The organism is Ectopseudomonas toyotomiensis (assembly GCF_900115695.1).
In the GTDB taxonomy this organism is placed as follows: Bacteria; Pseudomonadota; Gammaproteobacteria; order Pseudomonadales; family Pseudomonadaceae; genus Aquipseudomonas; species Aquipseudomonas toyotomiensis.
The window spans coordinates 428,065-449,261 of sequence record NZ_FOXK01000002.1; the positions used below are offsets into that span (position 1 = coordinate 428,065).

A 21,197-nucleotide genomic window follows, 5' to 3' on the forward strand; every position below is an offset into this window, starting at 1 on the left:
ATGCTGTGGGGTCATTTGTGCATGACCCGGGGCGCGTATCATCCGTCAAACCGCGCTACGACTCCAGCCTTGCCTGCTGGCTGGTAGCGCGGATATCCCGGACGAACGGGGCGTGTTGCCGACGCTATTCCACCAGCAGCTGGTCGACGCGCTGGAAGCCTCGCGGCAGCTTGTTACCGCGGCGGCCGCGCTCGCCCTTGTAGTGTTCGAGGTCGTCGGCTTTCAGTGTCAGGGTACGCTTCCCGGCCTGCAAAACCAAACTGGCGCCGCTGGGCAGCACGGCCAGATCGGTCAGATATTCCTCACGCGAGGCTACGCGCTCGCCGGGAATGCCGATGATCTTGTTGCCCTTGCCTTTACCCAGTTGTGGCAGATCGGTGACCTTGAACAGCAGCAGGCGACCTTCGGTAGTCACCGCGGCCAACCAGTCGTCGTCCAGGTTACTGACTGGCTTGGGTGCGACCACCTTGGCGCCGTTGGGTAGAGTCAGCAGCGCCTTGCCCGCCTTGTTCTTGGCTTGCAGATCCTCACCCTTGACCACGAAACCGTAACCAGCGTCGGAGGCGATCACGTACAGGGCGCTGTCTTCCGGCAGCATCACGCATTCGAAGGTCGCCCCTGGTGGTGGCGTCAGACGACCGGTCAGCGGTTCGCCCTGGCCGCGAGCCGACGGCAGGCTGTGGGCGGCGAGCGAATAGCTCCTGCCTGTGGAGTCGATAAACACCGCGTACTGGTTCGAGCGCCCCGGCGCGGCGGCCTTGAAGCCGTCGCCAGCCTTGTACGACAGGCCGGTGGCGTCGATGTCGTGACCCTTGGCGCAGCGAACCCAACCTTTTTCCGAGAGCACCACGGTGACCGGCTCGGTCGGCATCAGCTCGGTTTCCGAGAGGGCCTTGGCCTCGGCGCGGGCGACGATCGGCGAGCGGCGGTCATCGCCGTACTTCTCGGCGTCCTCGATGATTTCCTTGCGTACCAGCTTCTTCAGCTTGGCTTCGCTGCCGAGCAGGGCCAGCAGTTTTTCGCGTTCCTTGGCCAGCTCGTCCTGCTCGCCGCGGATCTTCATTTCTTCCAGGCGCGCCAGTTGACGCAGGCGGGTGTCGAGGATGTAGTCGGCCTGCACGTCGGTCAGGCCGAAACGCTCCATCAACACCGGCTTGGGAGAATCCTCGGTGCGGATGATGCGGATCACCTCGTCGAGGTTGAGGAAGGCGATCAGCAAGCCTTCCAACAGGTGCAGGCGCTTTTCCACCTTGTCCAGGCGGAACTGCAGGCGGCGGCGCACGGTGCCGACGCGGTACACCAGCCACTCGCTGAGCAGGGTGCGCAGGTCCTTGACCTGTGGCTTGCCGTCGAGACCGATGACGTTGGTGTTGACTCGGTAGCTGGACTCCAGATCGGTGGTGGCGAACAGGTGGGTCATCAGTTCGTCGGCATCGACACGGTTGGAGCGCGGGATGATGACGATGCGGGTCGGGTTCTCGTGGTCGGACTCGTCGCGCAGATCGGCGACCATCGGCAGCTTCTTGGCCTGCATCTGCGCGGCGATCTGCTCCAGTACCTTGGCCCCGGACACCTGGTGCGGCAGGGCAGTGACGACGATGTCGCCGTCCTCGATGCGATAGACGGCGCGCATGCGCACCGAGCCGCGGCCGGTCTCGTATACCTTCAGCAGGTCGGCCTTGGGCGTGATGACTTCGGCTTCGGTGGGGAAGTCCGGGCCCTGAATATGCTCGCACAGCTGCTCGACCGTGGCCCCCGGCTCGTCCAGCAGGCGTACGCAGGCCGCGGCTACCTCACGTAGATTATGCGGCGGCACGTCGGTGGCCATGCCCACGGCGATGCCGGTGGTGCCGTTGAGCAGCAGGTTGGGCAGGCGCGCCGGCAGCGTCGCCGGCTCGTTCATGGTGCCGTCGAAGTTCGGTACCCAGTCCACGGTGCCCTGGCCGAGTTCGGAGAGCAGCACCTCGGAGTAGCGCGACAGGCGCGCCTCGGTGTAGCGCATGGCGGCGAAGGACTTGGGATCGTCCGGTGCACCCCAGTTGCCCTGACCGTCGACCAGGGTGTAGCGATAGCTGAACGGCTGCGCCATCAGCACCATGGCTTCATAGCAGGCGCTGTCGCCGTGCGGGTGGAACTTGCCAAGCACGTCACCGACGGTACGCGCGGATTTCTTGTGCTTGGAGTCGGCGTCCAGGCCCAATTCGCTCATGGCGTAGACGATGCGCCGCTGCACCGGCTTCAGGCCGTCGCCGATGTGCGGCAGGGCGCGGTCCATGATGACGTACATGGAGTAGTTGAGATAAGCCTGCTCGGTGAAATCGGCGAGTGACCGGCGTTCAACGCCTTCCAGGCTCAAATCGAGGGATTCGCTCATGCGGGCCTCATTGCAAGGTTGATTGGCGCAGCACCAGGGTGCCGCCCTTCTGACTGAATTCGAGTTGTTTCAGGGCGCTCATGCCCAGCAGCACTTCGTCGCCGTCCATGCCTGGGGCGATCAGTGCGGCGACGTCACGTAGTTCGATATCGCCCAGACGCAGGCTGTCCAGGCGTGTGCGATGCCCGGTAGCACGGCCATTGGCAGTGCTGATGATGATCGGGGCGCCGCGTTGCAGGCCAAGACGCTCGGCCACCGCGCTGGGTATTGCCACCTGGGTGGCGCCGGTGTCGAGCAGAAAGGTCACGTCATTCCCATCAATCTGGCCATTGACCAGGTAGTGACCCTGACGACTGCTGGCCAGGCTCACCTCGACGAAACCATCGCCATGCACCGACTGCGGCGTCTGGTTGGGGTTGCGCTGGCGGTCTTCCCAGTTACCGAAGAAGTGCGTGGCCAGCAGCAGGCCGGCGCCCCAGGCGAGCACCAACATCACTCGTCCAGCACGACGGCCTGGCGTCTGTTCGCTCACGGGCGCCGGCTCCAGCCGCCCTTGGGCGCGGCAAAACGCCAGACGATGGGGCGTTCTTCGCCATCGGCGCGGGTCTGGGTGCCGTTGTCGACGCCGATCCAGGCGCCCTCCTTGTCGATCCACAGCGCTTCGGCCATGCCGTAGTCCGGTGCGTAGCGGCGTGGTTCGCTCAGGGCTTCGCTGGCGAACGACCAGCAGATTTCCGCGACACCGTCGCTCAGGGTGCGCCGGCAGACACGGTGGGCCTGACGCTCCAGGGTAAAGAGCTTTTCACCGAAATAGGCCAGGCCGGAGAAGTCGCGTGGTGTCATATGGCCACCGAGCGCTTCGGGCGACGCCTCGTCACCACTTTCGCTGGTCAGCACGCAGCCGCCGGTACAACGCCAGCCGCTGCCGCGACGATGCAGTACAGTGAGGCCGCGGCGGCGCTGTTCGGCAGCCAGCCACAGGCGATCACCGGCCGGATCGATGGCGATGCCTTCGAAGCCTTGGTTGAAATGCAGCAGCATGCCGCTTGCGCGCGCCTGGCGCACCAGCCCGCTGGGCAGGTTGAGCCACTGGGCGTTGCCGTTGCTGCTCACCTGCAACACGGCGGCGCGGGTTTCACTGACCAGGTAACGGTTGCCTTGTGCGTCACACGCCAGGCCCTCGAAATCCAGTGCGCCACCGCGTACCAGGCCGGCCACCCAGTTGCGCATGCGCAGGCCCCAGGGCAGAGCGCTCTCGGGGGGCTCGGGAGCAACAAAGGTTTCTGCTTCGGCGCGCAGCAGGCCTTCTTCGCGATGCAGTTGATAGAGACGATCGTCGTCACGGTCGGAAACTGCCCACAGCGTTTCGCCGCACAGGGCCAGGCCGGACAGGTTGCCGCCCGGCATTTCCGTCACCGGGTATTCGGCCTCCAGCTTGAGCTCTTCCAGCACCACTGGCTCGGCGTTCGCGACGCCGGCCAACAGACCGAGTGCAAGGAGGTGATTACGCATCAGGCCAGTACCTCGGCCAGGTTGCCCTTGGTTTCCAGCCAGCTCTTGCGATCACCGGCGCGTTTTTTCGCCAGCAGCATGTCCATCACTTCGCGGGTACCTTCGAAATCATCCAGGGTCAGTTGCACCAGACGCCGGGTGTTGGGGTCCATGGTGGTTTCGCGCAACTGCGGCGGGTTCATCTCGCCGAGGCCCTTGAAGCGGGTGACCTGTGGCTTGCCGCGACGTTTCTCGGCTACCAGGCGGTCGAGAATACCGTCGCGCTCGGCGTCGTCCAGGGCGTAGAAGATTTCCTTGCCCAGGTCGATGCGGTACAGCGGCGGCATGGCCACGTAGACGTGACCGGCATCCACCAGTGGGCGGAAGTGACGCACGAACAGGGCGCAGAGCAGGGTGGCGATGTGCAGGCCGTCGGAGTCGGCGTCGGCGAGGATGCAGATCTTGCCGTAGCGCAGCTGGCTCAGGTCGCTCGAGCCGGGATCGATGCCGATGGCCACGGCGATATCGTGCACCTCCTGCGAGGCCAGGACTTCGCTGCCGTCCACTTCCCAGGTGTTCAGGATCTTGCCGCGCAGCGGCATGATGGCCTGGAACTCCTTGTCGCGCGCCTGCTTGGCACTACCGCCGGCCGAGTCGCCCTCGACCAGGAACAGCTCGCAGCGCAGCGGATTCTGCCCCGCGCAATCGGCCAGCTTGCCGGGCAGAGCCGGGCCTTGAGTGATCTTCTTGCGCTCGACCTTCTTGCCGGCCTTGAGACGACGGCCAGCGTTGCTGATGGCCAGTTCGGCCAGCGCCAGGCCGGTTTCCGGATGGGCATTGAGCCACAGGCTGAAGGCATCCTTGACCACGCCGGAGACGAAGGCGGCGGCTTCGCGCGAGGACAGGCGCTCCTTGGTCTGGCCGGAGAATTGCGCGTCCTGCATCTTCATCGAGAGAACGAAGGCAATGCGTTCCCAGACGTCTTCTGGGGCGAGTTTCACGCCACGCGGCAGCAGGTTGCGGAACTCACAGAACTCGCGCATGGCATCGAGCAGACCCTGGCGCAGGCCGTTGACGTGGGTGCCGCCCTGCGCGGTGGGGATCAGGTTGACGTAGCTTTCCTGCACCGCGTCGCCGCCTTCAGGCAGCCACAGCAGGGCCCAGTCCACGGCTTCCTTGTTGCCAGCCAGACTGCCGACGAAGGGCTCGGCCGGCAGACGCTCGAACTCGCTGACGGCATCGACCAGATAGGAGCGCAGGCCGTCCTCGTAATGCCACTCGACCTTCTCGCCCGAGGCCTTGTCTTCGAAGCTGACGTTCAGGCCCGGGCAGAGCACGGCCTTGGCCTTGAGCACATGCTTGAGGCGGCTGAGGGAGAACTTGAAGGAGTCGAAGTATTTTGCATCCGGCCAGAAATGCACGCTGGTGCCGGTGTTGCGCTTGCCGACGCTGCCGATGACTTCCAGTTCGCTGGCCTTGAAACCGTCGGCGAAGCTCATCTGGTATTCGTTGCCGTCACGCTTGACGGTGACCACCACGCGGGTCGACAGGGCATTGACGACGCTGATGCCGACGCCATGCAGACCACCGGAGAACTGGTAGTTCTTGTTGCTGAACTTGCCGCCGGCATGCAGCTTGGTAAGGATGAGCTCGACGCCCGGCACGCCTTCTTCCGGATGGATATCCACCGGCATGCCGCGGCCATCGTCGAGCACTTCCAGCGAATTGTCCTCGTGGAGGATTACCTGGATCGACTTGGCGTGCCCGGCCAGGGCTTCGTCGACGCTGTTGTCGATGACTTCCTGGGCCAGATGGTTGGGGCGCGTGGTGTCGGTGTACATGCCCGGGCGCTTGCGTACCGGGTCGAGGCCGGAAAGGACTTCGATGGCGTCTGCGTTATAGGCGTTCTGCTGGGCCATAGGGTCTCTTGGTCGTCAATTGAATGCGGAAAAGTCGGTATCGCGCCAAAGTGTGGCGTTAATGCCGGCAAAAGCGAAGAGTGCCGGCAGGCGTTCGGCGAAGCCCTGGAAGCCGTGGTCGCCCCCGGCCTGGATGCGCAGGGCGCAGGCGCGGTAATAACGCTCGGCGTCACGGTAGTCGAGGGTTTCGTCGCCGGTCTGTAGCCAGATCTGGTAACGCGTCGGGTCGCTCGGCGGCGCAACGTCGAGTTCGGCCAAGGCCTGGACGTGATCTTCGGTAAGGTCCCAGGTCTCGTCGCTGTAGTAGTTCTTCTGTGGGCCCAGGTAGCCGTCGAAACGCAGGTGCGGCTGCACGGCCGGGTTGATCAGCAGCGCCTTGAGCCCATGCTGTTCGGCCAGGTAAGTGGCGTAATAGCCGCCCAGGGAACTGCCCACCAGCACCGGCGCGCCGAGGTCGCTGATCAGCGCCTGCAACTGGGCGATGGCCTGACGCGGATGATGATGCAGGGCCGGTACGCGCAACTGGTTTTCCAGACCCAGGTGGGCCATGGCGCGGCTCAACTGGCTGGCCTTGTGCGAGGCTGGCGAGCTGTTCAGGCCGTGTATATAGAGGATGGATGCGGTCATGGAGCGGGAGGCTACTCGTCCGGGGCCTCAAGCTGCAAGCTTCAAGCTGATTGGGGGTATGTCAGTAACCCTTGACGCTGTAGTCCACTTCGAAATGGATGCCGGTGACGCGCGATACACCGGTATCCAGCTTGCCGTCGGCATGCAGGCGCAGCCAGCGATAGCCGGGGGCTTCGCTGTCCACCTGAAACTCCTCGCTGCCCGGCGCGAACTGCACGCAGGTCGAAGGCGAGGCGAGCAGGCGCAGATTACCGCGCTGCTGGTCGAACTCCTGATGGATATGCCCCCAGAGCACGGTGCGCGCCTGCGGGTAGCGGTCGAGCACGGCGAACAGGGCGTCGGGGTTGCGCAGACCGATGGGTTCCATCCACTTGCAGCCGATGGAGACCGGATGGTGGTGCAGGCAGATCAGGTGATGGCGCTGCGGCGCTTCGCTGAGGGCGCGATCGAGCAGTTCGAGTTGACTGTCGGCAAGAAAACCGGGCACCGCGCCGGGGATCGAGGAGTCGAGCATGACGATGCGCCAGGCGCCAAGGTCGATTACCGGCTCCAGCAGCTCGCTGCCCTGGCAGGCGGCCTGCATGGGGGGGATTTCGTCATGGTTGCCGGCCAGCCAGCGGATTGGTGCGTTGATGGCTGAGGTGAGTTGGCGAAAACGCTGATACGACGCTTCGCTGCCATCCTGCGAAAGATCACCTGTAGCCAGAATCAGATCGATCTGCGGCTGCTCCTGCAGGACCCGTTCGATCACCCGCTGCAGGCTGTCGCAAGTATCCATGCCCAGCAGCTTGCCGTCCGCTTCGGCGAACAGATGGCTGTCGGACAACTGCACCAGCAGTACCGAGGAATCAGTGGATTGGGTGGGCAGGCTCGGCAAGACCGTCTCCTAGGGCGCAATCGGGTGAATTATGGTGGTTGCCGCAGTAAAGGGAAAACCCGGGAAGCAGACGCAGGTCACAGAAAAAACGCCAGAAGCGCTTTTTACCGTGATTCGCGACAGTCGTCAGGCAGTGCGGGCTATCCAAACAGTACAACGCCGCGCTATCGGCAAGGCAGCGAAAAGCTTGATCGCCGCCTTACATCACCGGCTGCGGTTCGTGCCCACAGGCCAGGCAATGGCTCAGCCATTCGCCGAGGAACAGGTTGAGCTGACTCTTCTCGTCCGGTTGATGCATCGCCGCGTTGGGGTAGGGGTAGCGAATATGCAGGCGACGCGCGTTCTCTGCGCTGACGACCTCGGCCATACGCGCATCGTGATAGACCCGCACTTCCAGCTGCGGCACCGGCAGCCAGGGCAGGCTGTGTTCCTGGCGCACGCACAGGGTGGTGGTGTAGGGGCAACTTTCCAACACGTCCAGCGCCAACACGCCGAGCAGATGCTCACCCTGGCTCAGCGCCACGCGGCGGCTTTCCGTGTGTTCGCGCATGTTCGGCAGCAGGCGCATCAGGCGCGCATAGTTGGCCTCGCAAGCCGCTTGCAGCTCGACCAGGTCGACCCGATAGCGCTCGCGTAGCAGATTCACGACCACATACCCCGCACTTCGTCGCGGTTCAGCGCCAGCCATTGCAGGGCGATGATGCTGGCGGCGTTGTCGATACGCCCGTCGCGCACAGCGGCCAGGGCATCCTCCAGCGGCATCACCTGTACCCGGATGTCCTCGCCTTCTTCGGGCAGACCATGCACACCGCCGGCACCTTCACTGCTGCAGCGACCGACGAACAGGTGCACGCGCTCGTCCGAGCCTCCAGGCGAAGGGTAGTACTGGGTGATCGGCCACAGCGACGTCAGGGGCAGATCGGCTTCCTCGATGGCTTCGCGACGCGCGACCTCCTCGGGCTCCTCGTCCTTGTCGATCAGGCCGGCCACCAGTTCCAGCAGCCAGGGGTTTGCGCTCTTGTCCATGGCACCGACGCGAAACTGCTCGATCAGCACCACTTCGTCGCGCTGCGGATCGTAAGGCAGCACGCATACGGCGTCGTGACGCACGAACAGCTCGCGGGTCAGCTGCGGGCCCATGTTGCCGGCGAACTGGCGATGGCGCAGCTTGATCCGGTCGAGGCGGTAGAAGCCGCGAAAGCAGTTCTCGCGCTCGATGATGTCGATGTCGTCTTTGCCCATGGCAGCTCCCCAGATAGTCGTAACGGGCCAAACTGCGGCCCGTTACCTGTCACACTAGCGAGCATAGCGCTGCCAGATCAAGCTTCCATGACTGCCTGCTACACGCGTTGGTAGAGTTGGCTGCCTTGCGCCTTGAATTCCTCGGCCTTGGCCTGCATGCCTTGCTCGGCATCCAGATCGACGGCGTCGATACGCTGCTCCTTGGCGTACTCGCGCACTTCCTGGGTGATCTTCATCGAGCAGAACTTCGGCCCGCACATGGAGCAGAAGTGTGCCACCTTGGCCGAATCCTTCGGCAGCGTCTCGTCGTGGAAGGCACGGGCGGTGTCCGGGTCGAGGCCGAGGTTGAACTGGTCTTCCCAGCGGAACTCGAAGCGCGCCTTGCTCAGGGCATTGTCGCGAATCTGCGCGCCCGGGTGACCTTTCGCGAGGTCAGCAGCATGCGCGGCGATCTTGTAGGTGATGATGCCGGTCTTCACGTCATCCTTGTTCGGCAGGCCCAGGTGCTCCTTGGGCGTGACGTAGCAGAGCATGGCGCAGCCGAACCAGCCGATCATCGCCGCGCCGATGCCGCTGGTGATGTGGTCATAGCCCGGTGCGATGTCGGTGGTCAGCGGGCCGAGGGTGTAGAACGGTGCCTCGTCGCAGCATTCCAGCTGCTTGTCCATGTTCTCCTTGATCAGTTGCATCGGCACGTGGCCAGGGCCTTCGATCATGCACTGCACATCGTGCTTCCAGGCGATCTTGGTCAGTTCGCCGAGGGTTTCCAGTTCACCGAACTGCGCTTCGTCGTTGGCGTCGGCAATCGAGCCCGGACGCAGGCCATCGCCCAGCGAGAAGCTGACGTCGTAGGCCTTCATGATTTCGCAGATGTCTTCGAAATGGGTGTAGAGGAAGTTTTCCTTGTGGTGCGCCAGGCACCACTTGGCCATGATCGAGCCGCCGCGCGAAACGATGCCGGTGACGCGTTTTGCGGTCATTGGCACATAGCGCAGCAGTACGCCGGCGTGGATGGTGAAGTAGTCCACGCCCTGTTCGGCCTGCTCGATCAAGGTGTCGCGGAACAACTCCCAGGTCAGGTCTTCGGCGATGCCGCCGACCTTTTCCAGCGCCTGGTAGATCGGCACGGTGCCGATCGGCACCGGCGAGTTGCGGATGATCCACTCGCGGGTTTCGTGGATGTGCTTGCCGGTGGACAGGTCCATCACCGTGTCCGAACCCCAGCGGATGCCCCAGGTCAGCTTGGCCACTTCTTCTTCAATCGAGGAGCCGAGCGCCGAGTTGCCGATATTGCCGTTGATCTTCACCAGGAAGTTGCGGCCGATGATCATCGGCTCCAGCTCCACGTGGTTGATGTTGGCTGGGATGATGGCGCGGCCGCGAGCGACTTCGCTGCGTACGAACTCGGGGGTGATCTCTTTCGGGATGGCAGCGCCGAAGCTGTGGCCTGCGTGCTGTTCGCCCAGCAGACCGGCTTCACGCGCCTCGGCCAGCTTCATGTTTTCGCGGATGGCGACGTATTCCATCTCGGGCGTGATGATGCCTTTCTTGGCGTAATGCATCTGGCTGACGTTGTGCCCGGCCTTGGCCCGGCGCGGGTTGCGCACGTGGGCGAAGCGCATCTTGGTCAGCTCGGCATCGTTGAGGCGGCGCTGGCCGAACTCGGAGGACAGGCCCGGCAGTTTCTCGGTGTCACCGCGGTCTTCGATCCAGGCGCTGCGCACGTCGGCCAGGCCCTTGCGCACGTCGATGGTGACGCTCGGGTCGGTGTAGGGGCCGGAAGTGTCGTAGACGGTGACCGGGGCGTTGATCTCGCCACCGAAGTCGGTCGGTGTCACGTCCAGGCTGATCTCGCGCATCGGCACGCGGATATCCGCTCGTGTGCCTTGTACGTAGACTTTCTGCGAACGGGGGAAGGGCTGTACCGACTGTTGGTCGACCTGGGCGCTTTCGCTCAGGTTCTTTTGTTGTTGTGTGCTCATCAAGGCTCTCCGGGATAGATGTCGGAGTTGGAACCTGAGCGGACGAAGGGCGCGAGATACACCGTGGGCGGTGTCGAGAGGACTCACCGGTCTACTGGCGAGGACATCTTGTTCCCTACGCAGGCCTTAACCTGATCAGGTTCAACGGGATCCGGCAGCTGCCAATCTCAGCCCCGCATTTGGGGCACCCCGACAAGAACTCGGGCAGTCTAAACAAGCTGGTGGGAGAAAACCAACTCGGTGGTCAATAAATATCGACCCGTGCGTCGGAAAGCGACTGCTCGCGCTGCTGGTGGCGGATTGTTCCCGACGAGCAACATAGCTTGCCGCCAGCTAGACTGATGCCGTCCATGGCGCGCTTGACCCCCGACTGTGGCGACCCGTAGCCTTGCCGATTACCGCCTATTCAAGGATCGACATCCATCATGTTGCGCAGACTATCCCTGGCAATCGCCGTGGCCGCCGCTTCGGTGGGCCTGATTCAGGCCGAAGAGGCCCCGCTGTCGAGCAAGACCGACCTGGTCACCGTGTATCAGGAAGCGGCGAAGAACAATGCCGATATCGCCGCCGCGCGCGCCGATTATCAGGCGCGCCGCGAAGTCGTACCGCAGGCGCGTGCCGGCTTGCTGCCCAACCTGTCCGCCGGTGCCAATTACGGCGACACGCGAACCGAGGTTGATTCGCCCAGCGTGACGCTCTCGCGCAGTGGCCTGGTCTATCAGGCCAACCTCAGTCAGCCGCTGTTCCGTGCCGACCGCTGGTTCCAGTTGCAGGCTGCCGAGGCCACCAGTGAGCAGGCTTCGCTGGAGTTGTCTGCCACTGAACAGAATTTGATTCTGCAGAGCGCCGAAACCTATTTCGCCGTGTTGCGTGCGCAGGACACCCTGGCCTCGACCAAGGCCGAGGAAGCGGCATTCAAGCGTCAGCTGGACCAGGCCAATGAACGTTTCGATGTCGGTCTGTCCGACAAGACCGATGTTCTCGAAGCGCAGGCCGGTTTCGATACGGCCCGTGCCAACCGCCTGCTCGCCGAGCGTGCAGTGGATGACGCCTTCGAAGCCCTGGTGACCCTGACCAACCGCGATTATCTGGCCGTCGAGGGGATCGTCCACACCCTGCCGGTGCTGGCGCCGACGCCGAATGATGCCAAGGCCTGGGTCGACACCGCCGCGGCACAGAACCTCAACCTGCAGGCCAGCCTTTACGCTGTGGCGGCTGCCGAAGAGAATCTGCGCCAGCGTAAGGCCGGTCATGCGCCGACTCTGGATGCCGTGGCCAGCTATCAGCAGGGCGATAACGACAGCCTGGGGTTCACCAATTCCGGCTCCTTTGGTGCGCCGCGTTACAGCGGCGACGTCTCGCAGCGCTCCATCGGCTTGCAGCTGAATATCCCGCTGTACAGCGGCGGTCTGACCAGCTCGCAGGTGCGCGAGGCCTACCAGCGCCTCGGCCAGACCGAGCAACTGCGCGAGAGCCTGCGTCGCCAGGTGGTGCAGAACACCCGCAACCTGTTCCGTGCGGTGAACACCGACGTGGAAACCGTGCAGGCGCGTCGCCAGTCGATCATCTCCAACCAGAGCGCGCTGGAGGCCACCGAGATCGGCTATCAGGTCGGTACCCGCAACATCGTCGACGTGCTCGACGCCCAGCGTCAGCTGTACAGCGCCGTGCGCAACTACAACGACGCGCGCTACGACTACATCCTCAACAACCTGCGCCTGAAGCAGGCTGCCGGCACCCTCAGTCCGGCCGACCTGGAGGCGCTGGGCAGCTTCCTCAAGCCGGACTACAACCCGGACAAGGACTTCCTGCCGCCAGATCTGGCCTCTGCCGCCGAAGACCGCCTGCAGAACAATCAGGATTTCTGAACCGTTCGCAGCAAACGAAAAGCCCGACTTGCGTCGGGCTTTTCGTTTCGGCGATATGGCACGTAGGGTGCGCTGCGCGCACCGATCGGGTTGGCGGTGCGCACGGCGCACCCTACCCCTGTTTGATCCGAACTAAATCAGGCGACGTAACCCACTCAGCAAGCGCTCCAGCGCGCCTTGGTTGGCCTTGAGCACGCTCAGGCCCGCCTGGCTCATGCGCTGCATCTCGCTCGGTTCGTTCAGCAGCGTCGCAACCTTGTCCGCCACCTGCACGGCGTTCTCCACTTCGCTCAGGGCGCCGGCTTCACGCAATTGCGCGGCGATTTCCAGGAAGTTGAACAGGTGCGGGCCGCTCAGTACCGGCTTGCCCAGTGCGGCTGGCTCCAGCAGGTTATGGCCGCCGTTGGCCACCAGGCTGCCGCCGACGAAGGCGATATCCGCCAGCGCATAGAGAAACAGCAACTCGCCCATGGTGTCGCCGAGCAGCACCTGGTCGCCGGCTTGCACGGTTTCACCCGCTGAGCGTCGGCGCGTCGTCAGTCCCTGGCTAAGGCAGAGTTCATTGACCGAGTTGAACCGCTCTGGATGACGCGGCACCAAGATCAGTAGCGCATCGGGGTGATTGCCGAGCAGTTGGCGATGGGCGGCGAGGATGATCTCGTCCTCACCGGCATGGGTGCTGGCGGCAATCCACACCGGGCGCTGCTCTGCTTTCCACTGACGGCGTAACTCGACCGCGTGCTGCAGCAGCTCGGCATCGATCTTCAGGTCGAACTTGATCGAGCCGGTGACCTCCACACAGCCAGGGCGAGCGCCCAGGTCGAGAAAACGCTGCGCCTCGGTCTGGGTCTGCACGGCGATCAGCGACAGTTCGCCAAGCATCGGTGCGGTGAGTTTGCCAAAGCGCGCATAGCCGCGTGCCGAGCGCTCGGAAAGGCGCGCATTGGCCAGGGCTACGGGAACGTTGCGCTTGGCGCACTGATGGATGTGGTTCGGCCACAGCTCGGTTTCCATCACCACGGCTAGACGCGGTTGCACTCGGTTGAGAAAACGCGCGGCAGCCCAGGGCAGATCGTAGGGCAGGTAGCAGTGCTGCACGCTTTCACCGAACAGTGCCTGGATGCGCTCAGAGCCGGTCGGCGTCATGCAGGTCACGGTGATCGGCAACTCGGGATAGTTCGCCTGCAGCGCACGAATCATCGGTGCGGCGGCAATGCTTTCACCGACCGATACCGCATGTACCCAGATGCCGCCTGGTTTCATTGCCGGCAGGCTGAGGGAGAAGCGTTCATTGATACGCCGCGCATAAGCCGGTGCCTTGCGTGCGCGCAGGGCCAGACGCAGGGCAATCAGTGGCAGGGCCAGGTGCAGCAGCAGGGTGTAGAGAAGTCTGTTCATGGGGGCGCAGCTTATCGCCGCCGGTCATCCTCTGGAAGCGCGATCATGCCTGCGGGCGCAGCAGTTCGCGCGCCAGGCAGTCGGCCAGCCAGTTGGCAGCGGGGCCGAGCGCGCCGTCGCGACGGCAGACCAGTTCCACCACCAGCGGCAGCGGCGCCCAGTCGCTGCGCAGCTCCTGCAGGTGACCCTGATAGGTCGGGTACTGCGCCACATGGCGCGGCAGCCAGGCCCAGCCAACGCCGCGTATCACCAGCTCGGCCATGACGTAGAAGCTGTCGGCGCGCCACACCAGCGGGCTGATCTGCTCGCCACCGGGGTAATGGCTGTCCTGGGGCGTCATCAGCAACTGTCGATGCTCGGCCAGGTCGCGACGTTCCACGCTGTCGAGCTCGGCCAACGGGTGGTGCGGGCTGCATACCGTGACCATTTCGATGGTGCCCAGGCGCTGGCTTTCCAATGCGCGTGGCATCTGTTCGTGATGAAACAGCAGGCCAAGATCGGCCTGGTGCTGCAGCAGCTTGCGCGCCACGTCGCCCTGGGCGCCGCTGGAAAGCTGCACTTCGAGCAGGGGGAAGGCGTCGGCCAGTGCCTCCAGGCTGGCCAGTACCGGCTGGTAGGGCATGGCCTCGTCCTGCGCCAGACGCAAGCGCGCCTCCTCGCCTCGTGCCAGACCCAGCGCGCGGCCATCGAGGCGCTCGCACTGCTGCAACACGCTGCGGGCCTGCTCCAGCAGCGCCGCGCCTGCCTCGGTCAGCTGTGGCTGGCGACCGCTGCTGCGTTCGAAGAGGGTGACGCCAAGATCGCTTTCGAGCAGGGCGATGGCGGTGCTGACCGCCGATTGCGCGCGTCCGGTTTGCCGAGCTGCAGCAGAAAAGGAGCGGCTCTCGGCGGTACGGACGAACAGTTGCAGTTGATCGAGATTCCAGTTCATGGCTGACCTATCTCAAAAGCAGATAGGTAATGACTTTATCCCATCATGGAAGAACTTAGAATTGTGGCCATCTTTCAGGAGTCGCCATCATGCCCGGATACCTCTATCTCGCCATTGCCATCGCGGCCGAAGTGGTCGCCACCACCTCGATGAAGGCTATCGACGGCTTCAACAAGCCCTTGCCGCTGTTGCTGGTGATCGGCGGTTACGCGATCGCCTTCTGGATGCTGATTCTGGTGGTACGCACCATCCCGGTAGGTATCGCCTACGCCATCTGGGCAGGGTTGGGCATCGTCCTCGTCAGCATCGCGGCGATGTTCATCTACCAGCAAAAGCTCGATCTGCCGGCCGTGCTCGGCATGGGGCTGATCGTCAGTGGCGTGGTGGTGATTCAGCTGTTCTCGCAGTCGACCGGGCACTGATGGGCCGCGGGCGAGGGAGCTGACGGGTTATACTGCGCGCCTGTTTTTCGCCGAGGCCCGTTCATGTCCCAGTCTCTCAGCACCGATGTCCTGATCGTCGGCGGCGGTATCGCCGGCCTCTGGCTCAACGCGCGCCTGCGTCAGCAGGGTTTCTCCACCGTTCTGGTGGAGCGCGGCAGCCTGGGCGGCGGGCAGAGCCTGAAGTCGCAGGGCATCATCCATGGCGGCGCCAAGTACGCCCTGCATGGCGCGCTGACCGGTGCCTCCGAGGCCATCGCCGATATGCCGCGCCGCTGGCGCGAGGCGCTGGCCGGTAACGGCGAGCTGGATCTGTCCGGTGTGCGCATTCTTTCCGACGCGCATTACCTGTGGTCCCCCGGCACCCTGGCCGGCAACCTCACCAGCTTCTTCGCCAGCAAGGCGGTACGGGGGAGGGTCGATCAGGTCAAGGGCGAGCAATTGCCGCCCGCGCTGCAGCATCCTAAGTTCAAGGGCAAGGTCTATCGCCTGGCCGAGCTGGTGCTCGATGTGCCGAGCCTGATCGCGCGTCTGGCCGAGCTGGCGGGTGACAGCCTGCTGGCCGCCGAGCGTATCGAACCGCTGCAGGAAAACGCTGAGCTGTGCGGGCTGATCATCGACGGACGCGAGATTCGTGCGCAGCGTGTGGTGCTCAGTGCCGGTGCCGGCAATGCCGAGCTGCTCGCCGCACTGGGCGTCGAGCAGCCCGCGCAGCAGTTGCGCCCGCTGCATATGGTGCTGGCCAAGGGGCCTGCATTGAAGCCGCTGTACGCCCATTGCCTTGGTGGCGGGCCGAAACCTCGGGTCACCGTGACCACCCATCCGGCGGCCGATGGCCAATGGGTCTGGTACCTCGGCGGCGATCTGGCCGAAGCCGATGGCGTCGCTCGCGACGAGGCGGCGCAGATTCAGGCCGCACAGAAGGAAATGGCAGCGTTGTTGCCCTGGGTCGACCAGAGCCAGACACGCTGGGCCACGTTGCGCGTGGATCGTGCCGAACCCGCGCAGTCGGGGCTGGTGCGCCCTGATAACGCGTTTCTCGCCGAGCAACAGCGTCTGCTGGTGGGCTGGCCGACCAAGCTGGCGTTGGCGCCGGACTTCGCCGATCGTGTGCTGGCTACCTTGCTACGTGAGCATGTACAGCCGGCAAGTCATGCGCCACTGCCCGAACTGCCACGCCCAGCGCTGGGGCAGCCAGTGTGGGAGGCGCTGCTGCCATGAGCACGCTGCACGATCTGCATCGTCCGCTGGGCTCCACTGGTTTTCAGGTTTCGCCGCTGGGCCTGGGCACGGTCAAGCTGGGCCGCGACCAGGGCGTCAAGTACCCCAACGGCTTCACCATTCCCGACGATGCGCAGGCCCTGGCCTTGCTGCAGCAGGCCCGCGAGCTGGGCATCAATCTGATCGATACTGCGCCGGCCTACGGCATCAGCGAGCAGCGCCTTGGCCCGCTGCTGCGTGGCCAGCGTGATGAGTGGGTGATCGTCAGCAAAACCGGTGAGGAGTTCGAGCAGGGCCGATCGCACTTCGATTTCTCCCCCGCACATACTCGCCTTTCGGTCGAGCGCAGCCTCAAGCGCCTGGAGACTGACCGTATCGATCTGCTGCTGGTGCACTCCGACGGCAACGATCTTGCCGTGCTGCGCGAGACAGGTGTGTACGAGACGCTGGCCGAGCTCAAGCGTGAGGGCAAGATCCTTGCCTACGGGATTTCCGGCAAGACCGTCGAGGGTGGGCTGCTGGCGCTGGAACAAGGCGACTGCGCCATGGTCACCTATAACCTGAGTGAGCAGGGCGAGAAGCCGGTGTTGGACTACGCTGCCAGTCACGCCAAGGGCATCCTGATCAAGAAGGCGCTGGCCAGCGGGCATGCCTGCCTGGCCGAGGGTGTCGACCCGGTGCGTGCCAGCTTCGAGCTGATCTTCAGCCACCCGGGCGTCAGCAGTGCCATCGTCGGCACCATTACGCCCGCGCACCTGGCGGCCAATGTCGCGACTGTCGCGGCGGTTTTACAGGGCATCCGCTGAGTCCCCGGTCACGTCCTCTTACAGCCTTGGGTTGTACTGGGTGGTCGGCTTGGGGCAGCCTTGAGCGGTTTTCGCTTCAACCTGACCCTCGCGTGAGCGCTGGCTGCCGAGCCGTCTCATGCCCAGCCGGAACAAGGAGTCGAGATGCCGCGTACGCTGATCCGCAAGGACCCGAGTAACTTCAAGACCCTGCCGCTGTTCGTCGAAGCCAGCCCGGATGGGCTGAGCTACCAGAGCCTGGGGCAGCCGCTGAATTTCCAGCAGATGCTCGAACGCCGCCGCCCGGTCGAGGTGGCGGACAGCTCGCGGTTTTCTATCGAGCTGGCCAACCTCGGCGTCTCGGTGCGTCTGACCCTGCGCCTGCATGGCCGTGATTACTGGTTGCTGGTGCGCCAGCGGCGGCCGGATCGCGGCGACACTGTGCTCAAGCTGATTTCCGGCTATGTGCCAGCGCACGAGTTGAATCTGCCGCTGCTCACCGCCATTCAGGAAGTCGCCGAGGAGTGCCTGCTGGAGAGCGCCGATGGCTGGCTGAGCGGGCGTTTTGCCGATACCTGGTTGCCCACGCCCTATCAGGGCGCGCTGCGTTATCGCGAGTCGAGTCATTTTCGCCTCAGCCCGCTGTCCGGCGCTGCGCGGCCCGTGCAGTGTGGCAACCTGACCTTGCTAGAGCGCCCGCGCGCCTACGTGCACCTGCCTACCGCATCCTTGCAGCTGGTCTACGACCTGAGCCTGGAGCTGCCGCGTGATGCTCGTCAGCTGAGCCTGTTCCATGTCGATGAATGCCTGGAAGACGGCCGCCTGGTGGCGCGTCTGGAGCGTCGTCGGCCGGATATCTACTTGTTGGCATTGCAGCGCGGCGTGCCCAGTGGAGGTCTGTTCACCCTGCGCAAGGGCGAGCTGCTGCCTGCCAGTACCCGAGGGGTGTGGCTGTCGGAGAGTTTTGCCGAACAGGATGGCTGGCTGGTGCGGGACGAACGGATTCGCTGGAAGGACTGGCTGCAGCGCTACGGTGTAAAGACGCCGCAGCGGCGCGCATTGGCCAGCGCTTGAGTGACGCCGGGCCTCAGTGCGCCCGGCTGTCGTGCATGCGCGTCAGTTGCCGCTCCAGTAGTGCCGGATAAGGATCGAGCAGGCGCTCCACGCAGCTGGCTCCTTCCGGGCTGGCAATCGGGCGAATGCGGGCGCGCTGGCGGGCCAGAGCATCCTGCGCGACGCGTTGCTCGACCAGCAGCAGATTGCGGCTGTGCTGCGACAAGGCCAGGGCGTCCAGGGCGCTGTCGCTGAGCAGCAGGTCGGCTTGGCCCAGCTCTTCCAGATCACTGCCCAGGGTCAGGCCCAGCTGCAATTGCAGGGTGATGCCGCTGTCGGCGACCTCGATCTGCAGGGCGTGGCCCAAGGCGCGCATCAGCTCGCCACAACAGATCGCGTGGGTCAGGTGATCCTCGCCGCATTCGCGCTCGTGGAACAGCATCAGGCTGCTGCCGTCCTTGAGTGTATGAAGCTGACCCTGATAGAGGGCAGCAGCCTGTTCCAGGCAACCCCGATAACGATCCAGCAGGTCCAGCAGGCGCGTGCGCGGCAGGCGACGCAGCTGCTCCTGGGCGCCAAGTTGAATGGCCAGTACGGCACTCGCCTGCGATGGGCGCGGAGCCTTGGCGACCGGCGCAGGCGCCTCGGACTCGTCACGCAGGTCGGCAAAGGGATCATCCGGCTCTATCGTGTCAGGCCAGGGCTTGAGCGGCTCGTCATCGTCTTCACGCAGGTCTGCTTCGTCGAAGTCATGCTCGGCGCAGGGCTCTTGCGGTTCGTCGAAGCGCTTGTCGTCCTCGTCATGCAGATAGTCCTCGCTGTCATCCTCCAGCAGCGGCTCGTCATCGAGTTCCGGCTCGGGCTCCGGCTTTTCCGGTACCAGGCGCGCCTGTAGCTGGCGCGCTAGATCACCGATCTCGTCGTTGCGTCCGGCGCCCGGTGCAGGGTCGTCCGGGTCGCGCAGCCACAGGCGCATCTGCAGCAGTGGGGTGGAAATATGCCGGCCGAGGCGCATGCTCAGTGACAGTGTCAGGGCCAGCAGAATCAGGCTGAGAATGCCCATGCTCTGCAGGCTGATGGTCATCGGTTGCTGGAACTGGCTCATGTCCAGGCTGATGCGCAACTGCCCGGCCATCACCTCCTGGAAGGTGATGGGGGTGGTGTACAGACCCTCGGTCTCGCCCAGCACACTGCGCGTCGGACGCGCGCCGGCTTCGGCGAGGATGCGATTGTCCACGCTGTAGATGGCCGCATGGGCTACCAGCGGGTTCTTCGCCAGGTTGTTCAGCAGTACGTTGAGGCTGAGGATGTCGTTGGACACCAGCAGTTCGGTGGCCGAGGCCGCCGTCTGGGTGATCAGCGCCTGACCCAGTGCATCGGCCTGCTGCTGCATGGCTTGCTTGAACTGCATGCCCATGACCCACGCATAGATGACCATGGCCAAGGCCACCAGCAGCAGGCTGTGGCTGGCGATGCGCAGCACCAGAGGCACCCGCCGCTGACGCAGCGCGTGGAAGATCATGATGAAGAAGTTATCGGGTTTGACGGGCGCGGGCCGGTTCACAGAGCACGGCTCTTGTCGACTGAAGTTGCCGCGCAGTATAGCGAGCGCCCTGGGGCGGGCAAAGCGCATGGCTGCCCGGATTGGCGGGAAACTGGGTAGAATGTGCGCCTTTTCGTCGGTCAGTGGTCAATTCGCCGCTTGCCTGCCTCAATCGTTTGCCTTGGAGGGTGCGTCTTGCGCGAAATCGTCCTGATCAATATCACCGGCGAGGATCGCCCCGGACTTACCGCAGCCATCACCGGCGTGCTGGCTCAGGGCGGGGTGAACATCCTCGATATCGGCCAGGCGGTAATCCACGACACCCTGTCCTTCGGCATCCTCATCGAGATTCCTGACAACGGCCACTCCCAGTCGGTGCTCAAGGATCTGCTGTTCACCGCCTACGAGCTCGATCAGCAGGTACGTTTCACCCCGGTCTCCGAAGACGACTACCGCCAGTGGGTTGGTGGCCAGGGCAAGGCGCGCCATATCGTGACGCTGTTGACGCGCAAGGTCAGCGCCGAGCAGTTGCAGCGCGTCAGTGCCATCACCGCCAAGTACGGCCTGAATATCGATCATATCGACCGTCTTTCCGGGCGCATGCCACTGGACATGCCAGCCGAGCAGGGCAAGGGCTGCATCGAGTTCTCCGTGCGTGGCGAGCCAGCCGATCCTGCAGCCCTGCGCGCCGAGTTCCTCAGCGTGGCGCAGGAGCTCAACGTCGACATCGCCTTCCAGCGTGATTCGGTGTTCCGTCGCAATCGCCGTCTGGCAGTGTTCGACATGGATTCGACGCTGATCGAGGCCGAGGTGATCGACGAGCTGGCCAAGGCTGCCGGTGTTGGCGAGCAGGTAGCCGAGATCACCGAGCGCGCCATGCGTGGCGAGCTGGATTTCCGCGCCAGCTTCAAGGAACGTCTGGGCTTGCTGCAGGGCCTGTCGGAAGACGTGCTGGAAGAGATCGGCGCGTCCCTACGTCTGACCGAAGGCGCCGAGGTGCTGTTCGCTGAACTCAAGCGCCTGGGCTACAAGACCGCGATTCTCTCTGGCGGCTTCACTTACTTTGCCAAGCAGCTGCAGGCCAAACTGGGCATCGACTACGTGTTCGCCAACGAACTGCAGATCGAGAACGGCAAGGTCACCGGCGTGGCCGTCGAGCCCATCGTCGACGCGCAGCGCAAGGCGGATCTGTTGCGTGAGCTGGCGCAGAAGGAAGGTTTGCAGCTGGAGCAGACCATCGCCGTCGGTGATGGCGCCAACGACTTGCCGATGCTCGGGCTGGCCGGTCTCGGTGTGGCCTTCCGCGCCAAGCCGCTGGTCAAACAATCGGCCAAGCAGGCGATCTCCACCCTGGGGCTGGACGGCATTCTCTATCTGCTCGGCTTCCGTGACCGTGAGGGACAGGAATAAATACCAGCGCTGCGTCGGATATGAAAAAGCCGCCTG

18 protein-coding genes and 1 riboswitch are annotated in these 21,197 nt (G+C 64.2%); of the genes, 6 read left to right on the forward strand and 12 right to left on the reverse strand.

Going from position 1 to position 21,197, the window contains the following annotated elements:
• Window positions 1-124: 124 nt before the first annotated feature.
• The 9 genes from parC to thiC form a co-directional block, all read right to left on the reverse strand.
• Window positions 125-2,374, reverse strand: coding sequence for a DNA topoisomerase IV subunit A (parC, locus tag BM186_RS05275; protein WP_074913785.1), 2,250 nt, complete (start codon window positions 2,372-2,374; stop codon window positions 125-127).
• 7 nt (window positions 2,375-2,381) lie between these two features.
• Window positions 2,382-2,867 (reverse strand): retropepsin-like aspartic protease family protein, encoded by a 486-nt coding sequence (locus BM186_RS05280; RefSeq protein ID WP_394327881.1) that lies wholly within the window; start codon window positions 2,865-2,867, stop codon window positions 2,382-2,384.
• 35 nt (window positions 2,868-2,902) lie between these two features.
• Window positions 2,903-3,886, reverse strand: a complete 984-nt coding sequence (locus BM186_RS05285) for an esterase-like activity of phytase family protein (RefSeq protein ID WP_074913786.1) — start codon at window positions 3,884-3,886, stop codon at window positions 2,903-2,905.
• A complete protein-coding gene (gene parE / locus BM186_RS05290) occupies window positions 3,886-5,784 on the reverse strand; it encodes a DNA topoisomerase IV subunit B (protein WP_074913787.1) in 1,899 nt (632 codons plus the stop codon). Before parE ends, BM186_RS05285 begins: the two co-directional genes overlap by 1 nt.
• 15 nt (window positions 5,785-5,799) lie before the next feature.
• Window positions 5,800-6,411, reverse strand: coding sequence for a YqiA/YcfP family alpha/beta fold hydrolase (locus BM186_RS05295; RefSeq protein WP_074913788.1), 612 nt, complete (start codon window positions 6,409-6,411; stop codon window positions 5,800-5,802).
• Window positions 6,412-6,472: 61 nt separating this feature from the next.
• A complete protein-coding gene (gene cpdA / locus BM186_RS05300) occupies window positions 6,473-7,288 on the reverse strand; it encodes a 3',5'-cyclic-AMP phosphodiesterase (RefSeq protein ID WP_072423304.1) in 816 nt (271 codons plus the stop codon).
• 199 nt (window positions 7,289-7,487) lie between these two features.
• Window positions 7,488-7,940, reverse strand: a complete 453-nt coding sequence (locus tag BM186_RS05305; RefSeq protein WP_021487849.1) for a DUF1249 domain-containing protein — start codon at window positions 7,938-7,940, stop codon at window positions 7,488-7,490.
• Window positions 7,931-8,530, reverse strand: a complete 600-nt coding sequence (locus BM186_RS05310) for an NUDIX domain-containing protein (RefSeq protein WP_021487850.1) — start codon at window positions 8,528-8,530, stop codon at window positions 7,931-7,933. The genes BM186_RS05305 and BM186_RS05310 overlap by 10 nt, the downstream gene beginning before the upstream one ends.
• Before the next feature lie 98 nt (window positions 8,531-8,628).
• Window positions 8,629-10,512, reverse strand: a complete 1,884-nt coding sequence (gene thiC / locus BM186_RS05315) for a phosphomethylpyrimidine synthase ThiC (protein ID WP_074913789.1) — start codon at window positions 10,510-10,512, stop codon at window positions 8,629-8,631.
• A gap of 95 nt (window positions 10,513-10,607) precedes the next feature.
• Window positions 10,608-10,714: riboswitch (TPP riboswitch) on the reverse strand.
• A 223-nt stretch (window positions 10,715-10,937) separates the two neighbouring features.
• On the opposite strand from thiC, the gene BM186_RS05320 reads away from it, so the two are divergent.
• Entirely contained in the window at window positions 10,938-12,380 is a 1,443-nt protein-coding gene (locus BM186_RS05320; protein WP_074913790.1) for a TolC family outer membrane protein, read from the forward strand.
• A gap of 132 nt (window positions 12,381-12,512) precedes the next feature.
• Here the strand turns inward: BM186_RS05320 and waaA are convergent, their stop codons facing one another.
• Together waaA and BM186_RS05330 are read right to left on the reverse strand one after the other, a co-directional pair.
• Complete coding sequence (gene waaA / locus BM186_RS05325) at window positions 12,513-13,778, reverse strand: lipid IV(A) 3-deoxy-D-manno-octulosonic acid transferase (protein WP_072423301.1); 1,266 nt, start codon at window positions 13,776-13,778, stop codon at window positions 12,513-12,515.
• A 43-nt stretch (window positions 13,779-13,821) separates the two neighbouring features.
• On the reverse strand, window positions 13,822-14,709 hold the full coding sequence (locus BM186_RS05330; protein WP_059390332.1) for a LysR family transcriptional regulator: 888 nt from the start codon (window positions 14,707-14,709) through the stop codon (window positions 13,822-13,824).
• 89 nt (window positions 14,710-14,798) lie between these two features.
• Between BM186_RS05330 and BM186_RS05335 the strand changes: the two genes are divergently transcribed.
• From BM186_RS05335 to BM186_RS05350, 4 genes are all read left to right on the forward strand, one after another.
• On the forward strand, window positions 14,799-15,131 hold the full coding sequence (locus tag BM186_RS05335) for a DMT family transporter (RefSeq protein ID WP_021487855.1): 333 nt from the start codon (window positions 14,799-14,801) through the stop codon (window positions 15,129-15,131).
• Window positions 15,132-15,194: 63 nt separating this feature from the next.
• Window positions 15,195-16,370 carry an NAD(P)/FAD-dependent oxidoreductase gene (locus BM186_RS05340; protein WP_074913791.1) on the forward strand — a complete coding sequence of 392 codons (1,176 nt, stop codon included), beginning with the start codon at window positions 15,195-15,197 and terminating at the stop codon, window positions 16,368-16,370.
• Window positions 16,367-17,176, forward strand: coding sequence for an aldo/keto reductase (locus BM186_RS05345; RefSeq protein ID WP_074913792.1), 810 nt, complete (start codon window positions 16,367-16,369; stop codon window positions 17,174-17,176). The genes BM186_RS05340 and BM186_RS05345 overlap by 4 nt, the downstream gene beginning before the upstream one ends.
• Window positions 17,177-17,320: 144 nt before the next feature.
• A complete protein-coding gene (locus BM186_RS05350) occupies window positions 17,321-18,229 on the forward strand; it encodes a metal ABC transporter ATPase (protein ID WP_072423298.1) in 909 nt (302 codons plus the stop codon).
• Between the two features lie 13 nt (window positions 18,230-18,242).
• On the opposite strand, the gene BM186_RS05355 is transcribed toward BM186_RS05350, so the two are convergent.
• Entirely contained in the window at window positions 18,243-19,772 is a 1,530-nt protein-coding gene (locus BM186_RS05355; RefSeq protein WP_074913793.1) for an AhpA/YtjB family protein, read from the reverse strand.
• Between the two features lie 174 nt (window positions 19,773-19,946).
• Here BM186_RS05355 and serB point away from each other — a divergent pair, with 174 nt between their 5' ends.
• A complete protein-coding gene (gene serB, locus BM186_RS05360) occupies window positions 19,947-21,161 on the forward strand; it encodes a phosphoserine phosphatase SerB (RefSeq protein WP_074913794.1) in 1,215 nt (404 codons plus the stop codon).
• Window positions 21,162-21,197: the final 36 nt, after the last annotated feature.

Bases quoted from the DNA above. Each gene is read 5' to 3' on its own strand.
- parC (WP_074913785.1), bottom strand. From the start codon at position 2,374: ATGAGCGAATCCCTCGATTTGAGCCTGGAAGGCGTTGAACGCCGGTCA.
- BM186_RS05280 (WP_394327881.1), bottom strand. From the start codon at position 2,867: ATGTTGGTGCTCGCCTGGGGCGCCGGCCTGCTGCTGGCCACGCACTTC.
- BM186_RS05285 (WP_074913786.1), bottom strand. From the start codon at position 3,886: ATGCGTAATCACCTCCTTGCACTCGGTCTGTTGGCCGGCGTCGCGAAC.
- parE (WP_074913787.1), bottom strand. From the start codon at position 5,784: ATGGCCCAGCAGAACGCCTATAACGCAGACGCCATCGAAGTCCTTTCC.
- BM186_RS05295 (WP_074913788.1), bottom strand. From the start codon at position 6,411: ATGACCGCATCCATCCTCTATATACACGGCCTGAACAGCTCGCCAGCC.
- BM186_RS05310 (WP_021487850.1), bottom strand. From the start codon at position 8,530: ATGGGCAAAGACGACATCGACATCATCGAGCGCGAGAACTGCTTTCGC.
- thiC (WP_074913789.1), bottom strand. From the start codon at position 10,512: ATGAGCACACAACAACAAAAGAACCTGAGCGAAAGCGCCCAGGTCGAC.
- BM186_RS05320 (WP_074913790.1), top strand. From the start codon at position 10,938: ATGTTGCGCAGACTATCCCTGGCAATCGCCGTGGCCGCCGCTTCGGTG.
- waaA (WP_072423301.1), bottom strand. From the start codon at position 13,778: ATGAACAGACTTCTCTACACCCTGCTGCTGCACCTGGCCCTGCCACTG.
- BM186_RS05330 (WP_059390332.1), bottom strand. From the start codon at position 14,709: ATGAACTGGAATCTCGATCAACTGCAACTGTTCGTCCGTACCGCCGAG.
- BM186_RS05335 (WP_021487855.1), top strand. From the start codon at position 14,799: ATGCCCGGATACCTCTATCTCGCCATTGCCATCGCGGCCGAAGTGGTC.
- BM186_RS05340 (WP_074913791.1), top strand. From the start codon at position 15,195: ATGTCCCAGTCTCTCAGCACCGATGTCCTGATCGTCGGCGGCGGTATC.
- BM186_RS05345 (WP_074913792.1), top strand. From the start codon at position 16,367: ATGAGCACGCTGCACGATCTGCATCGTCCGCTGGGCTCCACTGGTTTT.
- BM186_RS05350 (WP_072423298.1), top strand. From the start codon at position 17,321: ATGCCGCGTACGCTGATCCGCAAGGACCCGAGTAACTTCAAGACCCTG.